13 protein-coding genes are annotated in these 13,996 nt (G+C 47.1%); all 13 read left to right on the top strand.

Features of this window, described 5'->3' with window-relative positions:
* The 13 genes from wzxC to UR504_RS20580 all read left to right on the top strand — a co-directional run bounded on the left by wzxC (position 1) and on the right by UR504_RS20580 (position 13,987).
* On the top strand, positions 1-1,479 hold the full coding sequence (wzxC, locus tag UR504_RS20640; protein WP_044596701.1) for a colanic acid undecaprenyl disphosphate flippase WzxC: 1,479 nt from the start codon (positions 1-3) through the stop codon (positions 1,477-1,479).
* Between the two features lie 17 nt (positions 1,480-1,496).
* On the top strand, positions 1,497-2,777 hold the full coding sequence (gene wcaK, locus UR504_RS20635; protein ID WP_127731616.1) for a colanic acid biosynthesis pyruvyl transferase WcaK: 1,281 nt from the start codon (positions 1,497-1,499) through the stop codon (positions 2,775-2,777).
* A complete protein-coding gene (gene wcaL, locus UR504_RS20630) occupies positions 2,774-3,994 on the top strand; it encodes a colanic acid biosynthesis glycosyltransferase WcaL (RefSeq protein WP_302235146.1) in 1,221 nt (406 codons plus the stop codon). The genes wcaK and wcaL overlap by 4 nt, the downstream gene beginning before the upstream one ends.
* Positions 3,995-4,006: 12 nt before the next feature.
* A complete protein-coding gene (gene wcaM / locus UR504_RS20625; RefSeq protein WP_047652462.1) occupies positions 4,007-5,404 on the top strand; it encodes a colanic acid biosynthesis protein WcaM in 1,398 nt (465 codons plus the stop codon).
* Between the two features lie 182 nt (positions 5,405-5,586).
* A complete protein-coding gene (locus tag UR504_RS20620; protein ID WP_211438253.1) occupies positions 5,587-6,582 on the top strand; it encodes an NAD-dependent epimerase/dehydratase family protein in 996 nt (331 codons plus the stop codon).
* A 215-nt stretch (positions 6,583-6,797) separates the two neighbouring features.
* Positions 6,798-7,694: a GalU regulator GalF gene (gene galF, locus UR504_RS20615; RefSeq protein WP_017383282.1), complete on the top strand. Its 897-nt coding sequence runs from the start codon at positions 6,798-6,800 to the stop codon at positions 7,692-7,694.
* Positions 7,695-8,049: 355 nt separating this feature from the next.
* A complete protein-coding gene (gene rfbB, locus UR504_RS20610; RefSeq protein ID WP_252093232.1) occupies positions 8,050-9,135 on the top strand; it encodes a dTDP-glucose 4,6-dehydratase in 1,086 nt (361 codons plus the stop codon).
* Positions 9,135-9,998: a glucose-1-phosphate thymidylyltransferase RfbA gene (rfbA, locus tag UR504_RS20605; RefSeq protein ID WP_210867545.1), complete on the top strand. Its 864-nt coding sequence runs from the start codon at positions 9,135-9,137 to the stop codon at positions 9,996-9,998. The genes rfbB and rfbA overlap by 1 nt, the downstream gene beginning before the upstream one ends.
* 14 nt (positions 9,999-10,012) lie before the next feature.
* Positions 10,013-10,564 carry a dTDP-4-dehydrorhamnose 3,5-epimerase gene (gene rfbC, locus UR504_RS20600; RefSeq protein WP_210867544.1) on the top strand — a complete coding sequence of 184 codons (552 nt, stop codon included), beginning with the start codon at positions 10,013-10,015 and terminating at the stop codon, positions 10,562-10,564.
* Between the two features lies 1 nt (position 10,565).
* On the top strand, positions 10,566-11,396 hold the full coding sequence (locus tag UR504_RS20595; RefSeq protein WP_271369748.1) for an NAD-dependent epimerase/dehydratase family protein: 831 nt from the start codon (positions 10,566-10,568) through the stop codon (positions 11,394-11,396).
* A complete protein-coding gene (locus UR504_RS20590; RefSeq protein WP_302235149.1) occupies positions 11,393-12,889 on the top strand; it encodes an oligosaccharide flippase family protein in 1,497 nt (498 codons plus the stop codon). Before UR504_RS20595 ends, UR504_RS20590 begins: the two co-directional genes overlap by 4 nt.
* Position 12,890: 1 nt before the next feature.
* Positions 12,891-13,400, top strand: coding sequence for an acyltransferase (locus UR504_RS20585; protein ID WP_271369745.1), 510 nt, complete (start codon positions 12,891-12,893; stop codon positions 13,398-13,400).
* Positions 13,401-13,462: 62 nt separating this feature from the next.
* Positions 13,463-13,987 (top strand): acyltransferase, encoded by a 525-nt coding sequence (locus UR504_RS20580; protein WP_233462372.1) that lies wholly within the window; start codon positions 13,463-13,465, stop codon positions 13,985-13,987.
* The last annotated feature ends 9 nt before the right edge of the window (positions 13,988-13,996 follow it).

Below are 13,996 nucleotides of genomic sequence, written 5' to 3'. Positions count from 1 at the left end.
ATGAGCTTACGTGAAAAAACCATCAGCGGGGCGAAGTGGTCAGCGATGGCGACCATCGTCATCATTGGCCTCGGCCTGGTGCAGATGACCGTACTGGCGCGCATCATTGATAACCACCAGTTCGGCCTGCTGACCGTCTCGCTGGTGATTATCGCGCTGGCCGATACGCTGTCTGATTTTGGTATCGCCAACTCGATTATCCAGCGCAAAGAGATCAGCCATCTTGAGCTGACCACGCTCTACTGGCTGAACGTGGGGCTGGGGATTTTCGTGTTCGTGCTGGTATTCCTGCTGAGCGACACCATCGCCAGCGTGTTGCACAACCCGGATCTCGCTCCGCTGATGCGCACGCTGTCCTTTGCTTTCGTGGTGATCCCGCACGGGCAGCAGTTCCGCGCGCTGATGCAGAAAGAGCTGGAGTTCAACAAGATCGGCATGATCGAGACCAGCGCCGTGCTGGCGGGCTTTACCTTTACCGTCGTGAGCGCCCATTTCTGGCCGCTGGCGATGACCGCAATCCTGGGATACCTGGTTAACTCTGCCGTGCGTACGCTGCTGTTCGGCTACTTTGGCCGCAAAATTTACCGTCCCGGGCTTCATTTCTCTCTTGCGTCCGTCTCGTCCAACCTGCGCTTTGGCGCGTGGCTGACGGCGGACAGCATCATCAACTATGTGAATACCAACCTGTCGACGCTGGTGCTGGCGCGTATTCTTGGCGCGAGCGTGGCGGGGGGCTATAACCTGGCCTACAACGTCGCGGTGGTGCCGCCGATGAAGCTGAACCCGATAATCACCCGCGTCCTGTTCCCGGCGTTTGCCAAGATTCAGGACGACACCGAGAAGCTGCGCGTCAACTTCTACAAACTGCTTTCCGTGGTGGGGATTATTAACTTCCCGGTGCTGCTGGGGCTGATGGTGGTTTCCAGCAACTTCGTGCCGCTGGTGTTTGGCGAGAAGTGGAACGGCATCATCCCGATCCTGCAGCTGCTGTGCGTGGTGGGGCTCCTGCGCTCCGTGGGGAATCCGATTGGTTCCCTGCTGATGGCAAAAGCGCGCGTGGATATCAGCTTTAAGTTCAACGTGTTCAAAACCTTCCTGTTTATTCCGGCGATTATCGTCGGCGGGCATATGGCGGGCGCCATCGGCGTCACGCTGGGCTTCCTGCTGGTGCAGATCGTCAATACCGTTCTGAGCTACTTCATCATGATCAAGCCGGTGCTGGGCTCCAGCTACCGTCAGTACATCCTGAGCCTGTGGCTGCCGTTCTATCTCTCGTTGCCGACCCTGGCGGTGAGCTACGGCCTGGGCATCATCCTCAGCGGTCACCTGCCGCTGGCCGCGCTGCTGGCGGTGCAGGTTGCCGCGGGCGCGCTGGCATTTGGCGTGATGATTGTGCTGTCACGCAATGCGCTGGTGGTGGAGATGAAGCGCCAGTTTTGCCGTAACGAAAAAATGAAAACGCTGCTTCGCGCAGGCTAGTTATTTAAGAGGCCATTATGAAATTATTAATTCTTGGCAACCATACCTGCGGCAACCGTGGCGACAGCGCCATTCTGCGCGGTTTACTGGATGCAATCAACACCCTTAAGCCTGAGACCGAAGTGGACGTGATGAGCCGTTATCCGGTTAGCTCATCCTGGTTACTGAACCGCCCGGTGATGGGCGACCCGCTCTACAGCCAGATGAAACAGCACAATAACGCCGCGGGCGTGATGGGCCGCGTGAAGAAAGTGTTGCGTCGTCGCTACCAGCACCAGGTGCTGCTTTCCCGCGTGACCGATACCGGCAAGCTGCGCAACATCGCGATCGCGCAGGGCTTCACCGACTTTGTTCGTCTGCTGTCCGGCTATGACGCTATTATCCAGGTTGGCGGTTCGTTCTTCGTCGATCTCTACGGCGTGCCGCAGTTTGAGCATGCGCTTTGCACCTTTATGGCGAAAAAGCCGCTGTTTATGATTGGCCACAGCGTGGGGCCATTCCAGGATCCGCAGTTTAACCAGCTGGCAAACTATGTCTTCGGCCACTGCGACGCGCTGATCCTGCGCGAGTCGGTCAGCCTCGACATGATGAAGCGCAGCGAAATAGACACCTCAAAAGTTGAGCACGGCGTGGACACCGCCTGGCTGGTGGATCACCAGGACGACAGCTTCCAGCCGAGCTACGCGGTGAAGCACTGGCTCGACGTGGCGGCGAAACAGAAAACCGTCGCGATTACCCTGCGCGAGCTGGCGCCCTTCGATAAACGTTTAGGCACGACGCAGGCGGCGTATGAGCAAGCGTTCGCCGACGTGGTGAACCGCGTGCTGGACAGCGGTTATCAGGTGCTGGCGCTTTCTACCTGCACCGGTATCGACAGCTACAACAAAGACGATCGTATGGTGGCGCTGAACCTGCGCAACCAGGTGAACGATCCGTCCCGCTATCATGTGGTGATGGACGAGTTGAACGACCTGGAGATGGGCAAGCTGCTCTCCGCCTGCGATCTGACGGTGGGCACGCGTCTGCACTCGGCGATTATCTCCATGAACTTTGGCACGCCTGCCATAGCCATCAACTACGAACACAAGTCCGCCGGGATCATGCAGCAGCTCGGTATGCCGGAAATGGCCGTGGATATTCGTCATCTCCTGGATGGTTCCCTTGGCGCGATGGTGGGGGATACGCTCGGCCAGCTGCCTGCGATCAATGAGCGTCTGGCCGTTGCGGTGAAAGCAGAGCGCGAAAAAGGCATTGGAATGGTGAAATCGGTACTTGACCGCGTGCGGGAGGGGAAATGAAGGTTGGTTTCTTCTTACTGAAATTTCCGCTGTCGTCTGAAACGTTTGTCCTGAACCAAATCACCGCGTTTATCGATATGGGATATGACGTGGAGATTATCGCCCTGCAAAAGGGCGATACCCAAAATACCCATGCGGCATATACCCAGTATGGGCTGGAGGCTAAAACCCGCTGGCTGCAGGATGAGCCGTCCGGGAAGCTGAGCAAGCTACGCCACCGGGCCAGCCAGACGTTGCGCGGGATCCACCGCGCGTCGACGTGGCGGGCGCTGAATATTTCCCGCTATGGGTCCGAATCCCGCAATTTGATCCTGTCGGCCATCTGCGGGCAAACGGCGCAGCCGTATCGTGCCGACGTGTTTATCGCCCACTTTGGCCCAGCGGGCGTCACCGCCGCGAAGCTGCGCGAACTGGGCGTGATTGACGGTAAAATTGCGACCATCTTCCACGGTATCGATATCTCCAGTCGAGAAGTGCTGAACCACTACACGCCGGAGTATCAGCAGCTGTTCAGACGCGGTGACATGATGCTGCCCATCAGCGACCTGTGGGCCGGACGCCTGAAAAACATGGGCTGCCCGGGAGAGAAAATTGCCGTTTCGCGCATGGGCGTCGATTTAACGCGCTTTACCCGCCGTCCGGTGAAGGTGCCGGGCAAACCGCTGCAGATCATCTCCGTAGCCCGTCTGACCGAGAAGAAAGGCCTGCATGTGGCGATTGAAGCCTGCCGCCAGCTGAAAGCGCGCGGGGTGGATTTCCACTACCGCATTCTCGGCATTGGGCCGTGGGAGCGCCGCCTGCGCACGCTTATCGAACAGTATCAGCTGGAAGATGTCGTAGAGATGCCGGGCTTTAAGCCGAGCCACGAGGTCAAGACCATGCTCGACGAGGCGGATGTGTTTCTGCTGCCCTCTGTGACGGGCGCCGATGGCGATATGGAAGGCATTCCGGTGGCGCTGATGGAGGCGATGGCCGTAGGTATTCCGGTGGTATCGACTCTGCACAGCGGGATCCCGGAGCTGATCAAGTCTGACCATTCCGGCTGGCTGGTGCCGGAGAATAACGCGATGGCCCTGGCGGACCGATTAGCTGCCTTCAGCGACATCGACCAGCAGGCGCTGGAGCCCGTGCTCCACAACGCCCGACAAAAAGTTGAAGCCGATTTTAACCAGCAGGTGATTAACCGCCAGCTAGCGAGCCTGCTGCAAACGCTGTAACGCCGAGGATGTATGCTGAAAAAGATTACCCGACGCACCTTTGTCTCTTCTCTGTCCGTTCTGGCGGCCACGCCCCTGCTGTCGTCCCGCATTGCGCGGGCGGCAAGCGGCAGAACGGTCTCTGTCAATCAGTACAATAACAACGACTGGATCGCCGCTTTTAAGCAGGCGTTTAATGACGGTGACACCGTCGTGGTCCCGGCCGGGCTCACCTGCGAAAACATCAATACGGGTATTTTCATTCCCGACGGTAAAACCTTGCTGATCCGCGGGGCGTTAACCGGCAACGGGCGCGGCCGCTTTGTTCTGCAGGAAGGCAGCAAAGTGATAGGCGAAGGTGCTGGTCGCACGGAGAACATTACGCTCGACGTTCGCGGCTCTGACTGCGTTATCAAAGGGCTGGCCATGAGCGGTTTTGGCCCGGTGACGCAGATCTACATCGGCGGCAAGAAACCCAGCGTGATGCGCAATCTGCTGATTGACAACATTAGCGTGAGCCAGGCCAACTACGCCATTCTGCGCCAGGGTTTCCATAACCAGGTGGATGGCGCCCGCATCACCAACAGCAAATTTAGCCATCTGCAGGGCGATGCAATCGAGTGGAACGTCGCCATCAACGATCGCAATATCCTGATCTCCGACCATGTTATCGACAACATCAACTGCACCAACGGCAAAATCAACTGGGGCATCGGTATTGGCCTCGCCGGCAGCACCTACGACAACGACTACCCGGAAAAACAAACCGTTAAGAACTTCGTGGTGGCAAACATCACCGGCAGCAACTGTCGCCAGCTGGTGCATGTTGAAAACGGTAAGCATTTTGTTATTCGTAATATCAAAGCCAAAAATATTACTCCCGACTTCAGTAAAAAAGCGGGAATAGACAACGCCACCGTGGCCATTTATGGCTGTGATAATTTCATTATTGATAATGTCGACATGGTTAACAGTGCCGGAATGTTAATCGGCTATGGGGTTATAAAAGGCGATTATTTGTCCATCCCGCAGAACTTCAAGCTCAATAATATTCACCTCGATAACCGCCAGCTTGCGTATAAATTGCGCGGAATACAGATTTCATCCGGCAACGCCACGTCGTTTGTGGCGATAACCAATGTGGAAATGCAGCGTGCAACGCTGGAACTGCACAACAAACCGCAGCATCTTTTCTTACGCAATATCAATGTGATGCAGGAAGCCGCCGTGGGTCCTGCCCTGAAGATCAACTTCGACCTGCGCAAGGATGTGCGGGGCAAGTTTATGGCGAAAGACGAGACGTTGCTGTCACTGGCGAACATAAAAGCTGTGAATGAGAAGGGGCAGAGTTCGGTGGATATTGACCGGGTCGACCAGCAGGTAGTGAATGTGGAAAGGCTGAACTTTGCGCTTCCTTCCTTCAGAAAGTAAGTATTGACGTCACATCTCATTGAGTGCGCGGTAACCCCTAAAATTTGTTACTGAACTCAGCGATTTTAGGGTTTATAATCCGTGCCACATTTTCGTCAGTTCTGTCTTATCTTTAGCGATACCTCAGGGAATACAGTGATTACCGGAGGTTTGCCAAACACACATAACGCACTGAGTGGTTTATGAACGATAAAGTTTTGTTTATTGGCGCGTCCGGTTTCGTTGGGACTCGTTTGATCGAGATTTCTAAGGCTGAGTTTGATGTTACCAACTTCGACAAGCAGCAAAGCCATTTCTACCCTGAGATTACTGTCTCCGGAGATGTACGCAATCAGGAGCAACTCGATCATGCTCTTGCCGGTTTCGACACGGTAGTATTACTCGCTGCCGAACATCGTGATGATGTTAGCCCAACCTCGCTTTACTACGATGTAAACGTTCAGGGAACGCGTAACGTACTGGCAGCTATGGAAAAAAATAATGTTAAGAACATTATTTTTACCAGCTCAGTTGCCGTTTATGGTCTAAATAAAGTCAATCCTGATGAATCTCACCCGCACGATCCTTTTAACCACTATGGTAAAAGTAAGTGGCAGGCGGAAGAGGTACTGCGCGAATGGTTCAACAAAGCTCCAGAAGAGCGATCTCTGACAATTGTTCGTCCAACGGTCATTTTTGGTGAACGCAATCGAGGCAATGTCTTCAATCTTCTTAAGCAAATTGCGGGTGGAAAATTCGCAATGGTAGGTGCCGGAACTAACTATAAGTCTATGGCTTATGTCGGTAATATTGTTGAGTTTATCAAATTCCGATTGAGCAACGTCAAACCTGGTTACGACGTATACAACTATGTAGATAAACCCGATCTGAATATGAATCAGCTCGTTGCCGAGGTAGAAAAGAGCCTTAGCAAAAAAATCCCATCAGTTCATCTCCCTTATCCTTTAGGGATGCTTGGCGGTTATTGCTTTGATATTCTTAGCAAAGTCACCGGAAAGAAGTATGCGATCAGTTCCGTGCGTGTCAAAAAATTCTGTGCCACCACTCAATTTGATGCGACGAAAGTGCACGCCTCAGGTTTTAAAGCGCCTTATACCTTATCTCAAGGGCTGGACCGTACGTTGAAGTATGAGTTCGTACATGAGAAGAAAGATGACATCACGTTCGTTTCGGAGTAATGACTTAGAATCTGGGATTTGTCGGAAACACGTTTTTCTTCTTCTTTATTGGTAGGGTTTCCGACGATTCTGGGTCACACTTATAGCGTAATGAGCTTTAGTAATCAGAGTTATGAGCCAAACGTGATTTGCATTCGACGAAGTAGACTTTCTTCTACAGGCATTTTTCCTGACACAGTTTATACTTCGTCAACCATATTAAGGTGGAAGAGATAATGATCAATTTGAAAGCAGTCATTCCGGTAGCAGGCCTGGGCATGCATATGCTGCCGGCCACAAAAGCCATTCCAAAAGAGATGCTGCCGATCGTCGACAAGCCAATGATTCAGTACATTGTCGACGAGATTGTTGCTGCAGGGATCAAAGAAATCGTCCTGGTTACTCACTCGTCCAAGAACGCGGTAGAAAACCACTTCGACACCTCTTACGAACTTGAGGCGCTGCTTGAGCAGCGCGTTAAGCGCCAACTGCTGGCGGAAGTACAGTCTATTTGTCCACCGGGCGTGACCATTATGAACGTCCGTCAGGCGCAGCCGCTGGGTCTGGGGCACTCTATTCTGTGTGCCCGTCCGGTTGTGGGTGATAACCCATTCATTGTTGTTCTTCCGGACATCATCATCGATACCGCTTCTGCCGATCCGCTGCGTTACAACCTGGCGGCAATGGTAGCACGTTTCAATGAAACCGGCCGTAGCCAGGTCCTGGCGAAACGCATGAAAGGCGATCTTTCTGAGTACTCCGTCATCCAGACCAAAGAACCGCTGGAGACGGAAGGGCAGGTGAGCCGCATCGTTGAGTTTATCGAAAAACCGGATCAACCACAGACGCTGGATTCAGATCTGATGGCCGTAGGCCGTTACGTTCTGAACGCAGATATCTGGGCAGAACTGGAAAAAACTGAGCCAGGCGCCTGGGATCGTATTCAGTTGACCGACGCGATTGCCGAACTGGCGAAGAAGCAGTCTGTCGACGCGATGTTAATGACCGGCGACAGCTACGACTGCGGTAAGAAAATGGGGTATATGCAGGCGTTCGTGAACTATGGCCTGCGTAACCTGAAGGAAGGGGCGAAGTTCAGAAGCCGCATTGAGAAGCTGCTGGCTAACGACTGATATTTCTGTCTCCGACCTGAGCAAGCGGCAGTCATTATTTTGGTGTGTTAATATCCAACCAAAATGATGACTGCCGTTTTTTGTTATAAATTCAATATTTACATAGAGTTATCCAGACCGCTCCTGGACCGCTTTGTAGCGATTTGTGCTTGTTTCTGAGGTCGTTTAGGACGACAATTAACGGCAGTTTTTTGTCTGTAAACAGACGAGAAAAATCATTTAATCAAACATCGCTCAGTGCACTGGTAGCTGTTAAGCCAGGGGCGGTAGCGTGCTCAATTTCTGAAACCGCTTATACAAGCTCAGGTTTCAGAACGCCAGTATCCAGACATATACACTAGACGGAACAGATAACGTGAAAATTCTTGTGACGGGGGGGGCCGGCTTTATCGGCTCAGCAGTTGTACGACATATTATTAAAAATACCCAAGACGATGTCGTCAATGTGGATAAGCTGACCTATGCCGGTAATCTTGAGTCGCTTAGTGAAGTCAGCGAAAGCGACCGCTATGCCTTTGAACATGCGGACATTTGTGATAAAGACGCTATAGATCGCATCTTCGCAAAGCATAAGCCTGATGCGGTGATGCACCTGGCCGCTGAAAGTCACGTCGATCGTTCTATTACCGGCCCGGCTGCGTTTATCGAAACCAATATCGTCGGCACGTATGTGCTGCTGGAAGCCGCTCGTGCGTATTGGTCAACGCTGGAGGAACAGGCGAAGAAAGCGTTTCGTTTCCATCATATCTCTACCGACGAAGTGTATGGTGATTTGCCACATCCTGATGAGCATCCGGCATCAACTAAGCTGCCGCTCTTCACCGAAACCACGGCTTATGCACCTAGCAGCCCGTATTCAGCGTCGAAAGCCTCAAGCGACCATCTTGTTCGTGCCTGGTTGCGTACCTATGGTTTCCCAACTATTGTCACCAACTGTTCGAATAACTACGGTCCGTACCACTTCCCTGAAAAGCTGATCCCGTTGGTTATTCTGAATGCGCTGGAAGGTAAAGCTCTGCCAATTTACGGTAAAGGCGATCAGATCCGTGACTGGTTGTATGTCGAAGATCATGCGCGCGCACTGTACACCGTTGTCACTCAGGGGAAACCGGGTGAAACGTACAATATCGGCGGTCATAACGAGAAGCAGAACCTCGAGGTGGTGCATACGATTTGCGACCTGCTGGATGAAATTGTGCCTAAAGAAGGATCTTATCGCGATCAGATTACTTATGTTAAGGATCGGCCTGGGCACGATCGTCGTTATGCAATCGATGCAACTAAAATTGGCAATGCGCTTGGTTGGCATCCTCAAGAAACTTTCGAGAGTGGTATTCGTAAAACAGTTATGTGGTATTTATCTAATGAATCGTGGGTAAATAATGTAAAAAGTGGAGCATATGCTTCATGGCTTTCAAAACAATATGGGGATAATAATTAATGAAAGGCATTATTCTTGCGGGCGGTTCTGGTTCGCGTTTGCATCCGATTACATTGGGTACGTCTAAGCAGTTATTACCTATTTATGACAAACCTATGATTTATTATCCTCTGTCGGTGCTGATGCTGGCCGGGATTCGCGACATTTTATTGATTACGACACCGGAAGATCAGGCAAGCTTTAAACGTATTCTTGGCAATGGTAATCAGTTTGGTATCAATTTACAGTATCAGGTTCAACCTACTCCAGATGGGCTCGCTCAGGCATTTATTTTGGGTGAAGATTTCATCGGTGATGATAGTGTTTGCCTGGTGCTAGGTGACAACATTTTCTTTGGTCAGTCTTTTGGAAAACAACTTAAACATGCAGTCGAAAATCTTAATGGTGCGACAGTGTTTGGTTACAAAGTTATGGATCCTGAACGTTTTGGGGTCGTTGAATTTGATAAAGATTTTAATGCAATATCCATAGAAGAGAAACCAAAAGCGCCAAAATCAAATTGGGCCGTTACGGGCCTTTATTTTTATGATAATCGTGTTGTTGATATTGCTAAGAAAGTACAGCCTTCGGAGCGGGGCGAGCTTGAAATAACTAGTGTTAACCAAAAATATCTCGAAATGGGTGAGCTGAAAGTTGAGCAACTAGGTCGTGGTTTCGCATGGCTGGATACCGGTACGCATGATTCGTTACTTGAGGCATCACAATTTGTGCAAACTGTCGAGAAACGGCAAGGTTTTAAAATTGCGTGCCTCGAAGAAATTGCATACAACCAAGGGTGGTTAGATAAAGAAATGGTCAAGTCTATTGGCAACACTTTATCTAAAACTGGTTACGGTAACTACTTGTTAAATCTCGTAAAATAAGAGTCCATTTCATCATGAACGTTATTAAAACAAAGTTGGAAGGTGTACTGGTTATTGAGCCTCGAGTTTTCGGCGATGAACGTGGGTTCTTTTATGAGACATTTCATGCAAAACGCTACAAAGACGCGGGTATTAAGGAGGAATTTGTTCAGGATAACCGCTCTCGTTCAACAGGAGGCGTATTACGAGGACTCCATTTCCAGAAAACGAAACCCCAAGGAAAATTGGTAACAGTCACTCAGGGCGAAGTTTTCGATGTCGCGGTTGATCTCCGATTTGGTTCTGCGACATTTGGCCAGTATGAATCTATTGTGTTAACCGGAGAGAATAAAATTCAGTTTTACATTCCCCCGGGGTTTGCTCATGGCTTTTGTGTGTTAAGTGATAGTGCTGATTTTCAATATAAATGCACAGATTTCTACGATCCATCTGATGAAGGCGGATTAATCTGGAGCGACTCAATTGTGAATATTGATTGGCCAATTAAAGATCCAATTCTATCTGAGAAAGACAAAATTCTTCCTTCATTAGAACAAATAACTAAAAATATTAAGGAGGGATGGTAAAATGGCCCAGTATACAGTAATTGGAGGACGGGGATTCATTGGTAACGAGATCGTCGAACAGTTAAAAGAACTAAAACACGATGTTTGGGTTCCACAACGAGACGAGCAAACCCTCTTTACAAAAGACTTGGGCACCGTCATTTATTGTGCCGGCAATGGTGATTGTCAAAACACACCATTTAATGTCTTCCAGGCTAACTGCGCACTTCTGTCTGAAGTTTTGCAGCGTTCGAAATTTAATCGCTTGGTGTTTATGTCTTCTACTCGTGTTTACATGAATGGCAGTGATACAGGAGAAAATGCCGATTTGGTTGTTAGTGAGGATGATGCTCGTCGGTTATTTAATCTGACAAAACTTGTATCAGAAGAGCTATGCCTTAAAAGCGGAAAAGATATTGTTATTGTCAGACCAAGTAATGTTTATGGGGTAGCTTTGAATAGCCCGCTATTTTTACCATCAATTACACGTAATGCAATTAATAATGGTCATATCGACATGTTCATTGATCGACATTATGAAAAAGATTATGTGTCGGTCGAGGATGTGGCGGAAGCTTGCATCAACTTATCACAGAATAAGAATACATCTGGGAATATTTATAATATAGCTGCTGGATATAATATTTCTGCAGAGCAGATTGCTGATGTACTGATTCAAACAACAAATTGTACAGTAACCTGGCACGAGCGTAACTTCCCAAGAGAAGTATTTCCCGTTAACGACATCAGTATTCTTAAATCTGTTATGCCAGAATATAATCCAAGAAACGTACTTGATGATATCGAAAATATGGTGACTCGTTTCCGAGCTGAGATGGTAAACTACCAATGAGTGGGTTTAATCGACTCATAAAAAATGCCATATCAAATGTAATAAATGGGTTTTCAAATGTAATCTTGGGGATAATTATATCCCCTTTATTGATTAAAATACTATCAATAAATGATTTTGCCATTTGGTCTTTGGCTTTGCAAGTTGGTGCATTTTTTTCATTAATTGGTTTTACTGGACAATTATCAGTTGCACGTTACGTAACATTGGCGAAAGCACAGCAGAATGAACTACAAGTTCGTCGTGTAATAAATTTCGGATTAATCATATCCTTGCTTGGTGTGCTGGTATCAGTTACTGTTCTTTGTTTTAGCTATTATAATTTTTATGAAATCTTTAATGCTATAAAGCAGGAAGATTCTCCTTTTGCTCCTGTTGTTTTTTTTATTGTTTCTCTCTCTTTTATTTTAGGATTAATTACCAGTTCATATAATGGTTATTTTACCGGGGTTGAGAAAAACGAAATACCAGCATATATAAACTTAACTTCACGCATAATTCTTGGGGTGGGGATATATTTATCAGCAAGAAACAGTATGCTTACGATGGCATGTGTATTTTTATTGATAAATATTTTTTCCTATATAATAACTTACCTTTTATATAGGAAAGCTAGCGTTTTAAAAACTATTGGGAATACGCAAGCTAAAAATTCAATAAGTAATTTTAAATTCAGTGAGTTTGTTAATTATTGTTTGGGTGTCTTCATTTTTAATCTATCCACATTCTTAATTGTAAACCTAAATAGTGTTTTGATTGGCAAGTTTGCATTCAAAGAATATGCATATTATGCATTGTCGATTACATTAGTAACTGCTGTGGTTGGTTTTTTGAATGCAGCAATTACTCCAGTATTGCAGCCTTTGATTAAAATGGTTCATCGGGACGATAAAAATTCGCTTGATCGCTTTGTGTTTTTGTTATCACAAACACTTTTATATCTTTCTTTCTTTATCCTAATCGCTAATTTCTGTATTGGTAAATATGTAATGGAATTATGGGTAGGGTATGATGTGGCGATACGGACATACCCCATTTTTTCATTCTTACTGTTGACTAACTTAACTCGATTGATTGGTTCCCCGCTGGGACTCGTTTACCTGGCAAAGGGCAAACAAAATGAGATTATGTATTTACCATTACTCGAAGGAGTAGTAAGTGTGGTTCTTACATATGTGTTTGTTAGCAAGTACGGTATATATGCTTCTGCAATATCCTTGGCAATATCAACAGCCCTTATCATGCTTATATATTCATTCAAACTAATAGGAATCTCTGCTCAGGAAGGAAGTAGGCTTCGCTATAGGTTACTGCTGGCAGGTGGACCATTAGTTTTGTTTACGGTAATCCTTTCGGTTATGAAGGTAAAAATGAACATAACAGATGGAACAGAATATATACTTTTTTCCACGTCTATGTTTGTACTTTTAGTGTTGACTGCAATATTTATTTTAAAAAACACAATAAAAATAAAACATATATTAGGGAGGTAATGTGCTAAGCAGAATATTAAACGTATATTACAAAATAAAATATTTATACTTTACGGATCGCAGAGTTAATATCGATAAATCAGCATTTATTCATCATGGCGCAACGTTCATCATCCGTGATAATTCGCAAGCTTCAATAGAGATTGCGTCCGGCGTTTATATCGGTCGATATGCTAATATTCATACAAATTCAAAAATTGTCATTGGTGAGAACTCGGTACTAAGCGATTATGTTTTTTTAAGCACATTGGCGCATGGAATGGCGCCTTCTGCTGGTCCAATTCTTTCCCAGAAAGATATTGATAAAGGGGAAATAGTGCTTAAGGATAATGTATTCCTTGGGTTTGGTGCAAAAGTTCTACCTGGGGTAGTCTTGGGTAGTTGGACTATCGTTGGGACAGGCGCTGTTGTGACAAAATCTTTTCCCGATGGTTTTGTTATGATTGCTGGTAATCCGGCACGTATAATTAAACACTACAATAAAAATACCGGTGAATGGGTTGCGCCATGATATTAAAAAAAATCTGTAATAAGATTATGTATTTTATCGATCTTATACGATATCGGATTATCATGGCTAAATTTGGCAATGGGAGTCGTATAATTAAACCATTACTTATGGTGAATACTTCGCGTGTTGCGATAGGTCGAAATGTTCTTATTCGCAATGGTGCCAGAATTGAGGTTTTGAATAGTGGCAAGGGAGTTGTTATTGATATCGGTGATAATGTTAATATCGAACAGTATGTGCATATTGTAGCAAAAGACCATATAAAAATTGGAAATAATGTTTCTATCACAGGTTGTTGCTCTATTGTTGATATTATCCATCCTTTCGATGAGCAATACGAAATAGAAAAAATTGGTAATCGTATTTCTAATAAAGTATTGCCGGTCTCAATCGGTGATAATAGTTTCATCGGTTTTGGCTCACATATCAACCCTGGCGTTAAAATAGGTAAAAATTGTGTAGTCGGGGCACGATCGGTTGTTACAAAAGATATACCGGATAATTGCGTAGTGGCCGGTAATCCTGCACGAATTATAAAATCATTGAATTTAAAGAGTAACACATGGGAAAGCTATAAATATGAATAACCCTAAGAT

Source organism: Enterobacter sp. 241F3, from assembly GCF_034106785.1.
Taxonomy (GTDB): Bacteria; Pseudomonadota; Gammaproteobacteria; order Enterobacterales; family Enterobacteriaceae; genus Enterobacter; species Enterobacter vonholyi.
The sequence above is the reverse complement of the archived record's forward strand: the minus strand, read 5'-3'. Positions and strand labels throughout refer to the sequence as shown.

Coding starts and splice junctions, on each gene's coding strand:
- wzxC (WP_044596701.1), top strand. CDS start 1: ATGAGCTTACGTGAAAAAACCATCAGCGGGGCGAAGTGGTCAGCGATG.
- UR504_RS20595 (WP_271369748.1), top strand. CDS start 10,566: ATGGCCCAGTATACAGTAATTGGAGGACGGGGATTCATTGGTAACGAG.
- wcaL (WP_302235146.1), top strand. CDS start 2,774: ATGAAGGTTGGTTTCTTCTTACTGAAATTTCCGCTGTCGTCTGAAACG.
- rfbC (WP_210867544.1), top strand. CDS start 10,013: ATGAACGTTATTAAAACAAAGTTGGAAGGTGTACTGGTTATTGAGCCT.
- galF (WP_017383282.1), top strand. CDS start 6,798: ATGATCAATTTGAAAGCAGTCATTCCGGTAGCAGGCCTGGGCATGCAT.
- UR504_RS20590 (WP_302235149.1), top strand. CDS start 11,393: ATGAGTGGGTTTAATCGACTCATAAAAAATGCCATATCAAATGTAATA.
- rfbA (WP_210867545.1), top strand. CDS start 9,135: ATGAAAGGCATTATTCTTGCGGGCGGTTCTGGTTCGCGTTTGCATCCG.
- wcaK (WP_127731616.1), top strand. CDS start 1,497: ATGAAATTATTAATTCTTGGCAACCATACCTGCGGCAACCGTGGCGAC.
- UR504_RS20620 (WP_211438253.1), top strand. CDS start 5,587: ATGAACGATAAAGTTTTGTTTATTGGCGCGTCCGGTTTCGTTGGGACT.
- wcaM (WP_047652462.1), top strand. CDS start 4,007: ATGCTGAAAAAGATTACCCGACGCACCTTTGTCTCTTCTCTGTCCGTT.
- UR504_RS20580 (WP_233462372.1), top strand. CDS start 13,463: ATGGCTAAATTTGGCAATGGGAGTCGTATAATTAAACCATTACTTATG.